The organism is Affinundibacterium seohonense (assembly GCF_014284305.1).
GTDB classification, from domain to species: Bacteria; Pseudomonadota; Gammaproteobacteria; order Burkholderiales; family Burkholderiaceae_D; genus Undibacterium; species Undibacterium seohonense.
Genome location: NZ_JACOFW010000041.1, coordinates 1 through 16,179, shown reverse-complemented (window position 1 = coordinate 16,179; position 16,179 = coordinate 1). Strand labels below are relative to the sequence as shown.

The following is a 16,179-nucleotide window of genomic DNA, read 5'->3' as shown; positions in this document are numbered from 1 at the left end:
GAAGGAGATGTGACGATCAATTAAACGAAGCAGGTGGTCTTTCGGAACCAGTTGTTCCAAGGTGACCATTTCTAATTCGTGTTGGAAAGGTGTGGGTGTTTTTAGCATGCCGCTATTAAACCAAAAGACCTCGCACTTGGCGAGGCCTTTTGGGGTTTGTCAGCAGTCTGAGAAGCTCAGCTTCTCTTTTTTGTTTTGACTTGGTTTCCGACAGTTTTAACCGCCGATTGCTTCCCACTTTTCTAATGCTGCCATCAGCAACTCATCAATTTCCGCAAAGCGTTCGTTGAGTTTTTTAATGGCGTCTGGTGTTGCGTCTTTATAGAAATCACCATCGGCGAGTTTTTCAGAAATCGTATTTTGTTCGGCTTCCAGATTGCTAATTAAAGTCGGCAATTCATCCAATTCTTTTTGCTCTTTGTAGCTCAGTTTTTTAGGCTTCGCTTCAACTTTAGGCGCTGGCGCGGTCATGCTACTGACTGGTGACTTGCTGTCGGTTTTTTGCTTAGCCGGTGCAGCGACTGCTTTGCCTGCTGGGGAATTTTTGTAAGTTTCCCAATCGGTATAGCCACCGATGTATTCTTTCCAGAGACCATCGCCTTCCGACGCGATGACTTGTGTCACCACATTGTCGAGGAAAGTTCTATCATGGCTGACCAAGAAAACCGTGCCATCGTAATCTTCCAGTAATTCTTCCAATAACTCCAAGGTGTCGATGTCGAGATCATTGGTCGGCTCATCGAGCACCAAGACGTTAGCTGGCTTGGCAAACAAGCGTGCTAACAAGAGACGATTGCGTTCGCCACCGGATAAAGTTTTGACGGGTGAACGGGCGCGCTCTGGTGCGAACAAGAAGTCACCGAGGTAAGACATGACGTGTTTGCGCTGGCCATTGATCTCCACAAAATCGCTACCCGGAGAAATCGTTTCTGCCAGACTGACTTCTTCATTGAGTTGCGTGCGCATCTGATCGAAGTAAGCGATCTGCAGTTTGCTACCTTGTTTCACAGTGCCGCTATCAGGCTGATCTTCACCCAAAATCATTTTCAATAGGGTCGTTTTACCGGCACCATTTTGACCAATCAATCCGATCTTATCGCCACGCATAATAATGCTAGAGAAATTGTCGACGATATTTTTCGGGCCAAAGCTCTTGCAGACGTTTTCCAATTCCGCGACGATCTTGCCAGAACGCTCACCCGTTGTGACATCCAGGCGCACTTGACCTTGTTGATCACGACGCGCTGCACGTTGCAGACGCAATTGTTCAAGACGTTTAACACGGCCTTCATCGCGCACACGACGGGCTTTAACGCCTTTGCGTATCCAGACTTCTTCTTGCGCTAAAAATTTATCAAACTTCGCTGCTTCCACTTCTTCGATGACTAATTGTTCTTCTTTGCGTACTTGATAGGTCGAGAAATTGCCAGGGAAAGACGTGATCTTGCCGCGATCTAATTCAATGATGCGGGTCGTCACATTGTCCAAGAAGCTACGATCATGGGTGATGAAGAGTACGCTGCCTTTAAAGTCTTTCAACAAGCCTTCTAACCATTTAATCGAAGAAAAATCCAAATGGTTGGTCGGTTCATCGAGCAGTAAAACATCGGGCGCACTGACCAATGCACATGCTAACGCAACGCGCTTTTTCATACCGCCGGACAGGGTGCTCATGATCGCATCCTTGGATAAATTCAATTTTTCCAAAGTTGTTTCAACCGTGTTGCCCAAGCTCCAAGCATTGGCAGCATCAAGCTGTACTTGAATATCGTGCATGCGCTCCATTAGCGCATCATCATTGTCACCGCCAAATTTACCAGTGATCTCTTCATATTCTTGTAACAGTTTCGGTAGGTCACCTAGGCCAGATGCGACCGCGTCAAACACGGTTTGGTCAGGATCAAATTGCGGTTCCTGCTCGACGTAGGCAATCTTGATTCCTTGTTGCATGACCAACAGACCATCATCGAGTTTGAACGTACCTGCGATGATTTTGAGGAGTGAGGATTTACCAGTGCCATTGCGTCCAATCAAACCCACGCGTTCTGAGGTTTCGATTGAAAATTCTGCGTGATCGAGGAGGGCAACGTGACCAAATGCGAGTTGCGCGTTACTGAGAGAGATGACTGCCATAAAAAAAACTTCTGCCGAGCTAAAGAGAGCCGATGCGGGTAGATGAAGGTCGTTAAAAACCAAGAAAGGCGCTATTGTACGCTAGTTGCATTCGGTTTCATCGTTTAGGGCGGATTGCATTTGATTGTTGTTGGTCTGTCAGGTAAGATGGCGGGCTTCGTTCCTTGGTGATTTTCTAATATTTAGCCAAGGAATCGGGAAGTTCGTGAAAAGTCTTTGCATGGTTTTTAAGAGTCTCGCCGTAGCACAATGGATAGTGCACATGCCTCCTAAGCGTGGGATACAAGTTCGATTCTTGTCGGCGGGACCAAATTTTCACATTTCCCACATTTATGCCAGTTTCAGTTGATAAATTGGCACAGTTCAAATTTCCACTTGCGCCTAAATCGGTTAGCATGTCGGTCTAACAAAACAATCGCTGATGTCCTCGAATGTTTCGATAGCAATCACGATAATACCAACCACAAGAATTTGAGAGACTGATATGGCAAAAGCATCATTTCAATGGGACGATCCACTGTTATTGAGTTCCCAATTGACAGACGAGGAGCGCATGGTTCAAGAAGCAGCTCGTGTGTATTGCGAAGAAAAATTGGCGCCACGGATTTTGGATGCCTTCCGCAATGAGCGTACTGATCCAGTTATTTTCCGTGAGATGGGTGAATTGGGTTTGCTCGGCTCTATGATTCCCACCGAGTACGGTGGCGCGGGTTTGAATTATGTTTGTTATGGCTTAGTAGCCCGCGAGGTTGAACGTATCGATTCTGGCTATCGTTCGATGATGAGTGTGCAATCTTCTTTAGTGATGGTGCCGATTAACGAATTCGGTAGCGAAGCGCAAAAGCGTAAGTATTTGCCTAAGCTGGCAACAGGCGAATGGATCGGTTGCTTCGGTTTGACTGAACCGGATCACGGTTCTGATCCTGGCAGTATGGTGACGCGCGCAAAGACGGTTGATGGCGGTTACTTGCTGACTGGTGCCAAAATGTGGATTACGAATAGTCCGATTGCCGACGTGTTTGTGGTTTGGGCGAAGACCGATGATGGTCGGATTCGTGGTTTTATTTTGGAAAAAGGCTGGGAAGGTCTGTCTGCGCCAGCGATTCATGGCAAAGTTGGTTTGCGCGCCTCAGTGACTGGTGAAATCGTGATGAATGAAGTATTTGTGCCAGAAGAAAATTTGATGCCGCATGTAGAGGGTTTAAAAGGACCGTTCACTTGTCTGAATTCTGCGCGCTTCGGTATCGCCTGGGGTGCTTTGGGCGCAGCTGAATTTTGCTGGCATACCGCGCGTCAGTACACGATGGATCGCATACAGTTTGGCCGGCCTTTAGCTGCAAATCAATTAGTGCAAAAGAAACTGGCTGACATGCAAACTGAAATTACTTTGGCCTTGCAGGGTTGCTTGCGTCTTGGTCGTATGAAGGATGAAGGTACTGCTGCGGTTGAAATTACTTCGATTATGAAGCGGAATTCTTGTGGAAAATCCTTGGATATTGCACGCACAGCACGGGATATGTTGGGTGGTAATGGGATCTCGGATGAATTTGGTATTGCGCGTCACTTGGTTAATTTGGAAGTTGTGAATACCTATGAAGGTACACATGACATTCATGCTTTGATTTTGGGTCGAGCTCAAACGGGGATTGCGGCCTTTTAATGGTTTGCTTGGCTTGACATTTACAGGTCAGAAAATGCGATGGTTTATAATGGCGGTTTAGAAACCTATGAAGATAGTAGGTTTGACCCTAAAAGTCATTTAGCTAAGCCGAGAGGTGAAGCTGTCATCCCTGCGTAGGCAGGGATCCAGTGTCTTGCAATTGCGACGCCGCTGGATTCTGGCCTACGCCGGAATGACGGTAAAAGCTGTATAGCTTGACTGAGCGACTTTAGGGTTTCTCATTTTTATATTGGCATCGCACCCGCGATTCCATTTCAGACGATAGAGATTCACCGTGACTTTTCTACAAAAACTATCCAGCGCCTGGACCACCAACAACTCTTTGTTATGCGTGGGTTTAGACCCTGATGTGAAAAAATTTCCAGCTGAGTTAGCAGACCAACCCGATGCGATTTATGCTTTTTGTAAGGCGATTGTTGACGCTACTGCAGATTTGGCGTGTAGCTTCAAACCGCAGATCGCTTACTTTGCAGCTTTGCGCGCAGAAGACCAGTTAGAAGCAATTTGTCGTTACATCAAAACCACTTATCCGACTATTCCTATCATCTTAGATGCCAAGCGCGGTGACATTGGTGCGACGGCTGAGCAGTATGCACGTGAAGCTTTTGAGCGTTATGACGCTGACGCGGTTACCGTCAATCCTTACATGGGTTTTGATTCTGTGGCGCCGTATTTGGAGTGGAAAGACCGTGGCGCGGTTGTTTTATGTCGTACTTCGAATGCCGGCGGATCTGATCTGCAATTTTTGGATGTCGGTGGCAAGCCTCTGTACCAACACGTTGCGCAATTAGTGGCTGATAAATGGAATACTAATGGCCAATGTTCGCTGGTCGTTGGTGCCACATTCCCGAACGAGATCGCGCAAGTGCGTGCATTGATCGGTGACATGCCTTTGTTAATTCCTGGTGTTGGTGCGCAGGGTGGTGATGTTGAATCGACGGTGCGTGCCGGGCGTACTGCGAGTGGAATAGGGATGATGATTAATTCTTCCCGCGCGATCTTGTATGCCAAGCCAAATTCAGACGAAACGTATGCGCAGGCTGCTCGTCGTGTCGCCTTGGAAACTAGGGATGCGATTAATCAATTTCGTTGATCAGTAGGATGGATTGAGTTACTTGAGCTTGAAAAGACAAAGGCACGAAGATTGAAATCTTTGTGCCCTTTTTATTTGGTCTAACTGTAGTGAGAGGTTCTTAGACCTTAAATTTCATCCACATAACGTAATAACTTAGTCAATGCATGCGCCACAGTCTGTTCGCGCACTGCGTGCCGATCACCGCTAAACACTTTACGTTCGGTACGTGTAACACCACCAACGCGCCAACCAAAACATACCGTGCCGACTGGTTTGCCAGGCACCGCCCCGCCTGGTCCTGCGATACCTGTCGTTGATAAAGAAACATGCGCTTCTGAATTGGCTAATGCACCTTCTGCCATTGCGGCGGCGATTTCTTCGCTGACTGCACCGTGTTGGGCGATCAATGCAGCAGGAATGTTTAACATTTCGGATTTTGCTGAATTGGAGTAGGGCACAAAGCCACAATCGAACCACTCCGATGAGCCAGCGATTTCTGTCAACGCACAACTCACGCCACCGCCAGTGCAAGATTCTGCGACTGAGAGTAATAGTTTTTTTGCCTTGAGTGCTTCACCAACTTTTTTTGCGAGGTCTAGCATGTCAGCCATGATGGTCTCCTGTTGTGTAGATCAATGATGCGGATCTGTTGTTCATGAAAACACTGTAGCACTTCGAAACTTTGTTGCGGTGATTTTTGTTTAAGATTTTGGCATTCCAGTGATCTTGTTGTTTGCTAACCATGCTTACCAAGTCATCCACAATGCAAATACCAAAAGTGCAAAAAATGCCGCAACAATATCGTCAAACATGACACCAAATCCGCCTTTGAATTGGCGATCAAAATAGCCTATCGGCGGCGGCTTGACCATATCAAAAAAACGAAATGCAATGAATGCCCATAGTTGCGTCATGAATGGCGCAGGTGTGATGAATAACAAGACCAACCAGAACGCGATAATTTCATCCCACACCATGCTGCCGTGATCAGCGGCACCGAGATTTTTTCCGGTAACCTCACATGCCCAGACCCCAATAAAATACCCAACCACAATAATGATTCCCCAGTTCATAGGCGTGAATATTTGTGGCCAGCGTACACTCAATACAGCAAAACTTAACCAGGCAAATAATGTTCCGGCAGTCCCAGGCATGATGGGCGATAAGCCACTACCGAACCCTTGCGACAAGAAATGCGCCGGGTGAGCGAGTATAAAGGCAGGTGTTGGTTTGCGTATAGGATTTGCGGTCGTATCCATATCTTATGGCGTTGTGAAGTGATCGAAAGAACGTAGTTGCATGTTGATTGGCTTGTTATTTATGTCGAGTAGACGCAAGCCTGCTTCAGCTTCGATGGTGCCAATGCGTGTGACTGATGTATCGCTGGCAAGAGCGGCAGCTAAAACGGCTTCGCGTTGGCAAAGTGGCGCGGTAAAGCAAAGTTCGTAATCGTCGCCTCCCGCTAGTGTGTATTCTCGGCGTTTTTCTTGTACTTGCTGGCGCAAAACTAGGCCTGCGGGTAAAGAATCGACCAATATTGAAGCACCCACTTTTGAGCATTCTAAAATATGACCGAGGTCACCAATTAAACCGTCGGAAATATCTAATGCAGCATGGGCGACGCCGCGTAAAGCGATCCCGAGCTTGATTCGTGGCGTAGGTTGATGCATGCGCTTCGCTGCCAATTCGTGCTGTTCAGCAGATAGTGTGACTTCTTGCCAGTAGCATGCCAGCGCCAACCGCGCATCTCCTAAGCTACCTGAAATCCAGATGTCATCGCCAACTTGCGCGGCATCACGGCGCAGTGCCGTCTCTGGTGGCAATTCCCCAAAGATCGTAATGCAGATATTGAGTGGACCTTTGGTCGTGTCGCCGCCAATCAAGCGGCAGTTATGTTCTTGGGCAAGCGCCAGTAAGCCTTGGGAAAAACCTGCTAGCCAGGTTGGGTTTGCTTCTGGTAAAGACAAAGCTAAGGTAAATGCGAGTGGCTTTGCACCCATTGCTGCAAGGTCAGATAAATTCACCGCGAGGCATTTGTGCCCTAAACCGACAGGATCAGCATCGGGAAAAAAGTGTCTACCTGAAACCAACATGTCGGTAGAAATTGCTAGTTGCATACCCTTGCTGGGATTAATTAGGGCACAATCGTCACCGATCCCTAAGGCAAAGCGTGGATCGCTGGCGTAGTTTTGTACAAAATATTGTTTGATGAGATCGAATTCGGAGAGCATCCTGCATTGTAACTAAAGCGTTTCACACTGGGTTGAAAATGTCATTAGGATTTGGCGTCATGGGCGATTTGGACTTCGCCAAAATTTAAGAACATGCTGACGCCAGGCTTGACTTCGACCCGATAAGCGCCTTTCGCTTGATTCAAACGCATCGCTAAAGCCGTTAGTTCCCAAGCGCGATGTTCACTGCAACTTACACTTCCTTTGGTGAGTTCTTTGGCTTTTTGTTCTTTACCGAATTCCTTTACGGTCGCAGCATTGTGCTTTAGTGCAGGTAATACGGAGGGGTGATGCCACCCCCACATAAAGCTACTATCTTGATGATGAAAGGTGCCGATGATTTGCGCCGGTGCCAAAGCAAAGCTCCCATCATCAAAAGTTAACAATAATTGACCACTGTTTTGATCGAGATGCCAGGACTTTTCTTCACCTAAACGCCAATTGGAATTGTGTAGCATATTGGCTATTTGTGCTTCATCGGCGCTGGCAGCAATTAATGCATCTAGATTGGTTTCGCGGTTAATTGTTTTTTTCATTGTGGGCCGCGGCTTTCACAAAAAATGTCGACGGCGTAAAAATGATACAGATCTTCTTTATATGCGTTTGTGTGCCAAATTTGAGCAGAAATAGGCTCAACGTAAATTGTGTACATCTCTCACCTCGATGATTTCTTCGCTGGAATTCGCAAGCTAGCTTGAAGAAGCGTAATTACATGCTTACCAGCTTCCAATAAATACTAAAAGAAATCGTTTTGTAATTATGATTTTTACTAAGAAGTAATTCTTAGCTATTTTTTTAAGTTTCGAAAAAATACTGTAAATCGTCGTAATAGGCAAATAAGTTTGAAGTTTTCACACGATTTGATGAAAAAATCAACATAGGGATACGCCCTTGTAACAACAACGACATAGTATTTGCATGTCAAAAGAAAATTAATTGCTGAGTCGGTCGTCGGAAACCTGCATTACTTATGCAAAAAAGTCATAGAACTCGTATAAATACGTATGAAGCAAATGTTGCCTGTCTGCTAGAATCACTAACCCCTATTTGTTTGTTTAAAGAAGGAATTGACTCGCATGGATTCGCCAGAACAAAAAGAACTACTTCGTCGACAATTACGTCAAGCCGCTTTGGAATATCATGAGTTCCCAACGCCAGGCAAAATCAGCGTCACTCCAACCAAACAATTAACCAATCAACGTGATTTGGCTCTCGCCTATTCACCTGGAGTTGCCTCTCCCTGTGAAGAAATTGTGGCGGATCCTGCTGCCGCCTTTAAGTACACCGCGCGTGGCAATCTGGTTGGTGTCATCACTAACGGCACGGCCGTTTTAGGCCTCGGGAATATTGGGCCATTGGCGTCTAAGCCAGTGATGGAAGGTAAAGGCGTCCTCTTCAAGAAATTTGCTGGCATCGATGTTTTTGATATTGAGATAAATGAATCTGACCCAGATAAGCTGGTCGATATCATTGCCTCATTAGAACCGACTTTTGGCGGGATTAATTTAGAAGATATCAAAGCACCTGAATGTTTCTACATCGAGCGAAAATTGCGCGATAGGATGAAAATTCCAGTGTTTCATGATGACCAGCACGGCACTGCGATTATTGTCGGTGCAGCGATTATGAATGGTTTAAAAGTCGTCAATAAAGACTTGAAGACTTGTAAGTTAGTGGTTTCTGGTGCTGGCGCTGCCGCGTTGGCATGTCTAGATTTGATCGTTGACCTCGGCTTTCCGATTGAAAACATTTTTGTCACTGATTTGGCTGGCGTTGTCTACAAAGGACGCGCCGAGCTGATGGACCCGGACAAAGAACGGTTCGCGCAAGAGACATCCGCTCGCAGCTTGAAAGAAGTGATTGTCGATGCCGATATTTTCTTGGGCTTGTCTGCTGGTGGCGTATTAAAGCAAGACATGGTCAAAGCGATGGCGCCACGGCCATTGATTTTGGCGCTGGCGAATCCTACTCCGGAAATTTTGCCAGAAGAAGTCAAAGCGGTGCGTGATGATGCAGTGATGGCGACTGGCCGCTCAGACTTTCCAAACCAAGTGAATAATGTGTTGTGTTTTCCCTATATCTTCCGTGGCGCTCTAGATTGCGGTGCAACTACGATCACGCGAGAAATGGAAATCGCGGTTGTGCATGCGATTGCTGATTTGGCGCAGGCAGAACAGTCCGATGTGGTTGCTTCCGCCTACGGCATTTCTAACTTGTCTTTTGGTCCTGAATATTTAATTCCTAAGCCGTTTGATCCACGTTTGATGATCAAAATTGCACCTGCGGTGGCAAAAGCGGCGGAAGAGTGCGGCGTTGCGGCGCGTCCGATTCAGGACATGCAGGCCTACAGCGATAAATTGCAGCAATTTGTGTATCACAGTGGTACGTTCATGAAGCCTTTATTCCAGATCGCGAAAAAAGCGCCGGATTCACGTAAGCGCATTGTTTTTGCGGAAGGAGAAGAAGAGCGTGTATTGCGTGCGGTACAAGTTGTGGTCGATGAAAAGCTGGCAAAACCGATCCTGGTTGGACGTCCACATATCCTCGAAAAGCGCATAGAAAAATTCGGCCTTCGCCTGCGCGCTGGCATTGATTTTGAAGCCATTAATCCAGAGATGGATAGTCGTTACCGGGATTATTGGCAAACTTATCACCAGATGACTTGCCGTCAGGGGATTACTGAGCAATATGCCAAATTAGAAATGCGCCGCCGTCATACCTTGATAGGTTCAATGATGGTGCATAAAGGTGATGCGGATGGCATGATCTGCGGCACATTTGGAATTGGCAGCTTGCATCTTTTCTACATTAATCAAGTGTTAGGAAAACGTCCGGGTGTGAATGTTTACGCAGCGATGAATGGATTGGTATTGCCAGATCGTCAATTGGTCTTGGTTGATACGCACATCAATGAAAATCCAACTGCAGAGCAAGTAGCAGAAATTACGATCCTCGCTGCCGAAGAAATGCGTCGATTCGGCTTACAACCGAAGGCCGCTTTGCTATCGCATTCCAATTTTGGTTCGAGTAATAGTGAGTCCGCAAAGAAAATGCGTGCGGCTTTAGCAATTGTTCAACGAGATGCCCCAGACTTAGAAATTGATGGCGAAATGCATGGTGATACAGCGTTGGATTCTGAATATCGTCAAAAGATGATGCCAAATTCAACTTTGAAGGGAGATGCCAATCTCTTAGTGATGCCAAATATTGATGCTGCCAATATTGCCTACAATTTATTGAAGACTGCTGCGGGAAATAATATTGCGATTGGACCCATTTTGTTGGGATGTGCCAAGCCCGTACATATTTTGACTTCATCTGCGACAGTTAGAAGAATTGTGAATATGACAGCCTTGTGCGTGGTCGATGCGGTTGCACAGCGCTAAGTCCACAGTTTGCTTCACAAAAACCGTCAATAATTTGGCGGTTTTTTTTCGACTTTTTTTAGATGAAGAATGCGTATTTCCACAATACCACTTAATTCAGTGTCAAATGAATTCGACTTATTACCTATAAGAAATATTGGTTTCCCATTTTTTTTAATAATACCACTTTACTTGTTGTATTTTTACTTCATACTTTTTCGTATTAATACCTATGATAAAAGTGAGTGTAATCGAAGTTTTAAACCTTACAGTTATTGAATTTTGACGATGTTTTTTGCATATTTTTGTATTTTTACAGAATTTTATTCTGTAGTTATTTCTTGTGCTAGTCTTTAAGATATTTTAATGGCTTATATTGCATGTTTCAAATAGCTCCCAGCTCTGATCTACTTGCATACGCCGTGTGAAATTGTCTAAAAATTGTATCGAAAACTGACAATTTTAAATAAAAAGAGCGTATTGCCACTACAACCCATTACAACTGTAGAAAATCTGGCAATAAAAATGGGGACTGAGGTCACAAGCTTTAGTCATATAAATACTTAGGGAGTTTTTCGACTAGAAGGTAGGAATCAAGATGAAAAAAAGTATGACGTTACAAGCAGTTATTCGCCCAACAATGTTGGCAACTTTGGTAGCAGCATCATTCGGTGCTACAGCTGCTGATCGTGTGGATTTGAGCGCTGTAAACGCTGCACAAAATAGAGCAGTGATCGGTGCATCTGCGAAAGCGCATGAAGTGCTGGGATTGGACGCTAGCGATTTAAAAGCCTTGCGCAGCCAAAAATACGGTAACAAAGTAGTAACTCGTTACGAGCAATTACATAAAGGTGTTCCAGTTTGGGGTGAAGCAATTGTTGAGCATCTTGATAGTACTCAATCATTAGCAGCATCTTCCGCACGTTCTTTCCACGGTGCAATGTTGAATAATTTGGCAAATGACTTGCCAACCGTTAGACCTTTGTATTCTTCTTCACAAGCGCTTGGTTTGATCAAGAACGCTAAACGTCCAAGCAATAGCTACAACGAACAAGCAAAATTATATGTTAAGCAAGGTGCGAACGGCGCTGCTAAATTGGTTTATTTGACTTCTTTCGTTACCATTGCGGCCGATGGATCTCCTAGCCGTCCTTATGCATTCATCGATGCAAATACTGGCGAGATTTTGGAACAATGGGAAGGCATTACTCACCTCGACGCAGGTGGCCCAGGCGGTAACCAGCGTATTGGCCAATACACCTATGGTCCAGCAGGTAGCGGTTCGACTTACGGCCCATTAAACGTGTCCAGCACTTGCCAAATGACTAGTCCAAATGTTGATACGTTCAATATGAATGGTGCGACATCAGGTGCTGGTACGTTGTACAAATTCACATGTCCAACAAATACATTTAAAACGATCAATGGTGCCTATTCTCCTTTGAATGACGGTCATTTCTTCGGCAATGTTGTGTTTAATATGTACCAAGACTGGCTGGGATTACGTCCAATTGCCGCTAAACTACAAATGCGCATTCACTATGGTACGAACTATGAAAACGCATTCTGGGACGGTACTGCAATGAGCTATGGTGATGGCGGCTCGACTTTCCATCCTTTAGTTTCTCTTGGCGTAACTTCACATGAAGTTAGTCATGGCTTTACTGAACAAAACTCAGGTTTGGTTTATTCCGGTATGTCAGGCGGTATGAACGAAGCATTCTCTGATATGGCAGGTGAGGCCGCTGCTTGGTATATGCGCGGCACTGGCACGTTCCAAGTTGGTGATGACATCAAAAAAGGTTCTGGCGCAATGCGTTATATGAACAATCCAGAATTAGATGGTATTTCTATTGGTCACGCAAGCAAGTATACAAGCAGCATGGACGTGCATCATACAAGTGGTGTATTCAATAAGGCTTTCTACTTATTGGCGACAAAATCTGGTTGGACAGTACGTAAGGCATTTGAAGTGATGGCTGACGCGAACCGTTTGTATTGGACTGCCAACAGCACATTTAACCAAGGCGCATGTGGTGTAGAAAAAGCTGCTATCAATCGTGGCTATGCTGTTGCTGACGTCACTGCGGCTTTCTCATCAGTTGGTGTCACTGGCGGTTGCGGTGGTACAACGCCTCCACCAGCAGGTGGTGTTTTGACTAAAGATGTTGCGAAAACTTTCACTGCAGCGACTGGCCAAAGTGCGACATACACTTTTGTTGTGCCAACTGGTGCAACAAATCTGACATTCAAAATGTCTGGTGGTACTGGTGACGGTGATTTGTACACAAAACTAGGTTCTGCTCCGACAACTACGTCATTCTTGGCGAAGTCTGATGGCACAACAAATACGGAAAACATCACTATCGCCGCGCCAACTGCAGGGACTTACTACCTGTTAGCAAAAGCTGATGCTGCAGTGAACGGTGCTTCAATTATTGCTAGCTATCAAACTGGTACAACGCCTCCTGCTGGTAATGTTTTAGTCAGTGGCGTTGCACAAACTGTTGCTTTAGCGGTAAACGGCTCCAAGGTTTACAGCATCGCTGTTCCAGCTGGCAAAACTAGCCTGACATTCACTTTGTCTGGTGGCACAGGTGATGGTGATTTGTATGCACGTATGACAACAGCACCTACAAAAACTAGCTACACGAAGAAATCGGACGGTTCTACGAATACAGAAACCATCACTTTCAGTGCTCCTGCAGCTGGCACTTACTACTTGTTAGTGAATGCTTATGCAGCGGTAAACGGCGCAAGTGTGAAAGCTGTTGTTCAATAAATTGTTCGCAATAAATAGCAGGTAATTTCAGGCAAATACTATTTTTTGTATTTGCCTGAAACAGATAATCGTCGCGCCTGATGTTGGTTGATATGATTATTTGGCATGAAAAAAACCGCCGACAACATCGGCGGTTTTTTTCGACCCATTCGTTTCAATGTAATCACCGAGTCTGCTACATAATTAAGGCGAGCATTCAAAGTTTAAGTTACGAGACGTGCCTGTGCTAGAGAACTTGCTTTCATCGCAGAGAAAAAACGAACCCACAGTAGGTTGTGCAGAGGCCTCTCACTAATTCAATTCATTCAGGTAGGAGATACAATCGAGAACTCTGAGTTGTTGAGTCTTAGGAACTGCCATGTTTGTCCACACCCAATTATGATGATTGATGATGGCTTCAGCGCAGAGGTGTGGTCGATCTGCGGTGGTATGTGCATCGGCGATCACTGTGACATCAAAGCCTTGCGACAGGCTCGCATACATGGTGGAATTCACGCAAAATTCTGTCGCAAGCCCGCAGATTGTGAGTGAGCTGCTGCCCAGTTTGTTGAGCAAATCTTTTAAGTTAGTCTCGGCAAAGGAATCGCAAGCAGTCTTAGTTGAGAAATGATCAGTCTTTGCCTGTATAAAATCCGCATGAATTTGCCAAGGCTCGGTATTTGGCATCACAACATTATCTTGATGCTGGATGAATACGACAGGGAGAGATAATTGGCGGAATCGTTCCGATAATTGATTGATTTTCTGTGTAACTGCGCCAATTTGAAAACGCGGATGTTCGTCTATCCATGCATTTTGCATGTCAATGATGAGTAAAGTTTGCACTTGTATTCTTAGATAATGAATGTGGGTACGATATTTTTTAGTACTCGAGCTTATGCCGCCTATTTGAGGCGCAAACGCCACAGTGACGTGATTTCCGCAGCGCGGGCTTGGTGTAAGGGATCCTCAGAATCTCGGCTTTTGGCATGATGTGGGCGAATATCCATTTTGCCAATCACACTAAGTCCACCAGCGTCGATCCAATCCCAAAACTCTTGCGTACTACGTAAACCTAAATGTTCTGCGAGGTCAGACATGATGAGCCAGGCTTCTCCATTGACTTCTAAATGTTGCGCTACGCCTGCCAGAAAGTTGCGTAGCATGCGGCTATCTGGATCATAAATCGCATATTCAATCGCCGCGTTGGGGCGTGCTGGAATCCAGGGAGGATTACAAACGATCAAAGGTGCACGTCCTTCGGGGAATAGGTCGGTTTTTACTAAGTCGATTTGTTCGGAGACACCTAGTTTCTGCAGATTGTCAGCCGCGCAGGTGAGGGCGCGTGGATCGAGATCGGTGGCAATGATTTTTTTTATGCCACGGCGGGCCAAGATCGCAGCAATAACGCCAGTACCTGTTCCGATGTCAAAAGCTAATTCAGTCGAAGGTAAAGGAGCTTTTGCTAGAAGTTCTAAATACTCACCGCGAACCGGAGAAAATACGCCGTAATAAGGATGAATTTTATTGCCCAAAGCGGCGATCTCTACGCCGTTCTTACGCCATTCGTGAGCACCAATGATGCCTAGTAATTCACGTAAAGAAATCGCAAAAGCTTGTTCTACTTTGCCATAGGCTTCTTGGCAAGCCAGCACAACATCCGGCGCTCGGCGTAGAGGAATAGAAAAGTCAGGGTTCACAGGAATAATCAGCATCGCCAATACACGCGCTCTTTGTGCTTGTGCTTGTCTATGCAGGTGAAAAGCTTGGCCATTGCCAGCAGTAGCGACAGCGACTTTTTTTGTCTTGCTGGGTTTTTTGTCGATTCTTCGGGCAATCGCTTGCAGCAAATTTTTTGCATTCTGAAAATCGCCACGCCAAAGTAAGGCTGTGCCTTCACATGCCAGACGATAGGCGCTTTCTGCATTCATCGTATCGTCGGCAATTTGTACCCGTTTAGGTGCTGCACTGCCATTTTCGGAATGCCAGATTAAGCTATGTGTTTCTTGATTTTCTGTCCAGCTGATGACTGGTGATGGGGAATTCATGTGAAATACCTGTTCGATGATGTGTGCAAATGTGGGTGTGACATTTGCGTGTGTGCTGCGGCGAGTATGTGCGACTAGTCGGCAGTGTAACAAATCACGAGCGGGAATAGATAAAAAGCTGTTTTTGCAGTTCTCAATATTTGTTAGACAGAGGCTATCAAGCTAATGTCAATAAAGAGAACTGCCGGTATTGGCGCAATTTAACGTTGACCAAATAATGAAGAGAATTGTTGAAGCAATGCTGATGGATCGATGTTATCTGCATCACTGACTTGACCATTTGGCGTCATTTGATCAATCAAATTCGGTAAGATAGCTGCCAAACCGCCAGCGGTATCTGAGTGTGATAAGCCGCTGGCATTTGCTAGTTGACTTAACTGACCACCCCCTAAGGCTTGTTGAATTTGATCTGCTGAAATCGGCAAATTTTGTCCTGTGCCAACCCAGCTCGCGATGACCTCACCCAAACCTGCATTTTGGAATGCACCAATTAAATTTTGTAATCCACCGCCATTTTGTGATTGATTTAAAAGCCCCAAAGCCGCTTGGATTAAATTATTTTGAGAACCGTTCGATGTTTGCTGTGCATTGCCTAACATACCTAATGCCGCGTCGAGTAAGCCCATGATGTTTCCTTTCTTGGTGAGGTAAAAAAGTGTATCGTAAAGCAAAACGCCTGCAGTAATTGTGAACGATGTTTGCATACTCAGATTTACAGGGTTTTAAAATAAAAAAGGGTGCAGTTTATGAACTGCACCCCAGACTGCTGACAAACCCCAAAAGGCCTCGCCAAGTGCGAGGCCTTTTGGTTTAATAGCGGCATGCTAAAAACACCGACACCTTTCCAACACGAATTAGAAATGGTCACCTTGGAACAACTGGTTC

The 16,179-nt window shown here is 45.6% G+C and carries 12 protein-coding genes and 1 tRNA gene; 5 read left to right on the top strand and 8 right to left on the bottom strand.

The window, feature by feature from the left end; all coding sequences use genetic code 11:
* Positions 1-216 precede the first annotated feature (216 nt).
* Entirely contained in the window at positions 217-2,133 is a 1,917-nt protein-coding gene (locus H8K52_RS19925; protein WP_186924671.1) for an ATP-binding cassette domain-containing protein, read from the bottom strand.
* A gap of 235 nt (positions 2,134-2,368) precedes the next feature.
* On the opposite strand from H8K52_RS19925, the gene H8K52_RS19920 reads away from it, so the two are divergent.
* The 3 genes from H8K52_RS19920 to pyrF all read left to right on the top strand — a co-directional run bounded on the left by H8K52_RS19920 (position 2,369) and on the right by pyrF (position 4,907).
* A tRNA-Arg gene (locus H8K52_RS19920) sits at positions 2,369-2,443 on the top strand.
* 174 nt (positions 2,444-2,617) lie between these two features.
* Entirely contained in the window at positions 2,618-3,793 is a 1,176-nt protein-coding gene (locus H8K52_RS19915; protein ID WP_186924670.1) for an acyl-CoA dehydrogenase, read from the top strand.
* A 295-nt stretch (positions 3,794-4,088) separates the two neighbouring features.
* Positions 4,089-4,907, top strand: coding sequence for an orotidine-5'-phosphate decarboxylase (gene pyrF, locus H8K52_RS19910; protein WP_186924669.1), 819 nt, complete (start codon positions 4,089-4,091; stop codon positions 4,905-4,907).
* A 107-nt stretch (positions 4,908-5,014) separates the two neighbouring features.
* Here the strand turns inward: pyrF and H8K52_RS19905 are convergent, their stop codons facing one another.
* From H8K52_RS19905 to H8K52_RS19890, 4 genes are all read right to left on the bottom strand, one after another.
* Positions 5,015-5,500: a CinA family protein gene (locus tag H8K52_RS19905; protein WP_186924668.1), complete on the bottom strand. Its 486-nt coding sequence runs from the start codon at positions 5,498-5,500 to the stop codon at positions 5,015-5,017.
* A 135-nt stretch (positions 5,501-5,635) separates the two neighbouring features.
* On the bottom strand, positions 5,636-6,148 hold the full coding sequence (locus H8K52_RS19900) for a phosphatidylglycerophosphatase A family protein (protein ID WP_186924667.1): 513 nt from the start codon (positions 6,146-6,148) through the stop codon (positions 5,636-5,638).
* 3 nt (positions 6,149-6,151) lie between these two features.
* Positions 6,152-7,120, bottom strand: a complete 969-nt coding sequence (gene thiL / locus H8K52_RS19895; protein ID WP_186924666.1) for a thiamine-phosphate kinase — start codon at positions 7,118-7,120, stop codon at positions 6,152-6,154.
* 44 nt (positions 7,121-7,164) lie between these two features.
* Complete coding sequence (locus H8K52_RS19890; protein ID WP_186924665.1) at positions 7,165-7,656, bottom strand: DUF6882 domain-containing protein; 492 nt, start codon at positions 7,654-7,656, stop codon at positions 7,165-7,167.
* A gap of 540 nt (positions 7,657-8,196) precedes the next feature.
* Between H8K52_RS19890 and H8K52_RS19885 the strand changes: the two genes are divergently transcribed.
* Entirely contained in the window at positions 8,197-10,506 is a 2,310-nt protein-coding gene (locus tag H8K52_RS19885; protein ID WP_186924664.1) for an NADP-dependent malic enzyme, read from the top strand.
* Positions 10,507-11,083: 577 nt separating this feature from the next.
* A complete protein-coding gene (locus H8K52_RS19880) occupies positions 11,084-13,267 on the top strand; it encodes a M4 family metallopeptidase (RefSeq protein WP_186924663.1) in 2,184 nt (727 codons plus the stop codon).
* Between the two features lie 291 nt (positions 13,268-13,558).
* Here H8K52_RS19880 and H8K52_RS19875 read toward each other — a convergent pair whose 3' ends face one another.
* From H8K52_RS19875 to H8K52_RS19865, 3 genes are all read right to left on the bottom strand, one after another.
* Positions 13,559-14,092, bottom strand: coding sequence for an isochorismatase family protein (locus H8K52_RS19875; protein ID WP_186924662.1), 534 nt, complete (start codon positions 14,090-14,092; stop codon positions 13,559-13,561).
* 59 nt (positions 14,093-14,151) lie between these two features.
* Positions 14,152-15,294: a methyltransferase gene (locus tag H8K52_RS19870; RefSeq protein ID WP_186924661.1), complete on the bottom strand. Its 1,143-nt coding sequence runs from the start codon at positions 15,292-15,294 to the stop codon at positions 14,152-14,154.
* 200 nt (positions 15,295-15,494) lie between these two features.
* Positions 15,495-15,920 carry a YidB family protein gene (locus tag H8K52_RS19865; RefSeq protein ID WP_186924660.1) on the bottom strand — a complete coding sequence of 142 codons (426 nt, stop codon included), beginning with the start codon at positions 15,918-15,920 and terminating at the stop codon, positions 15,495-15,497.
* Positions 15,921-16,179: the final 259 nt, after the last annotated feature.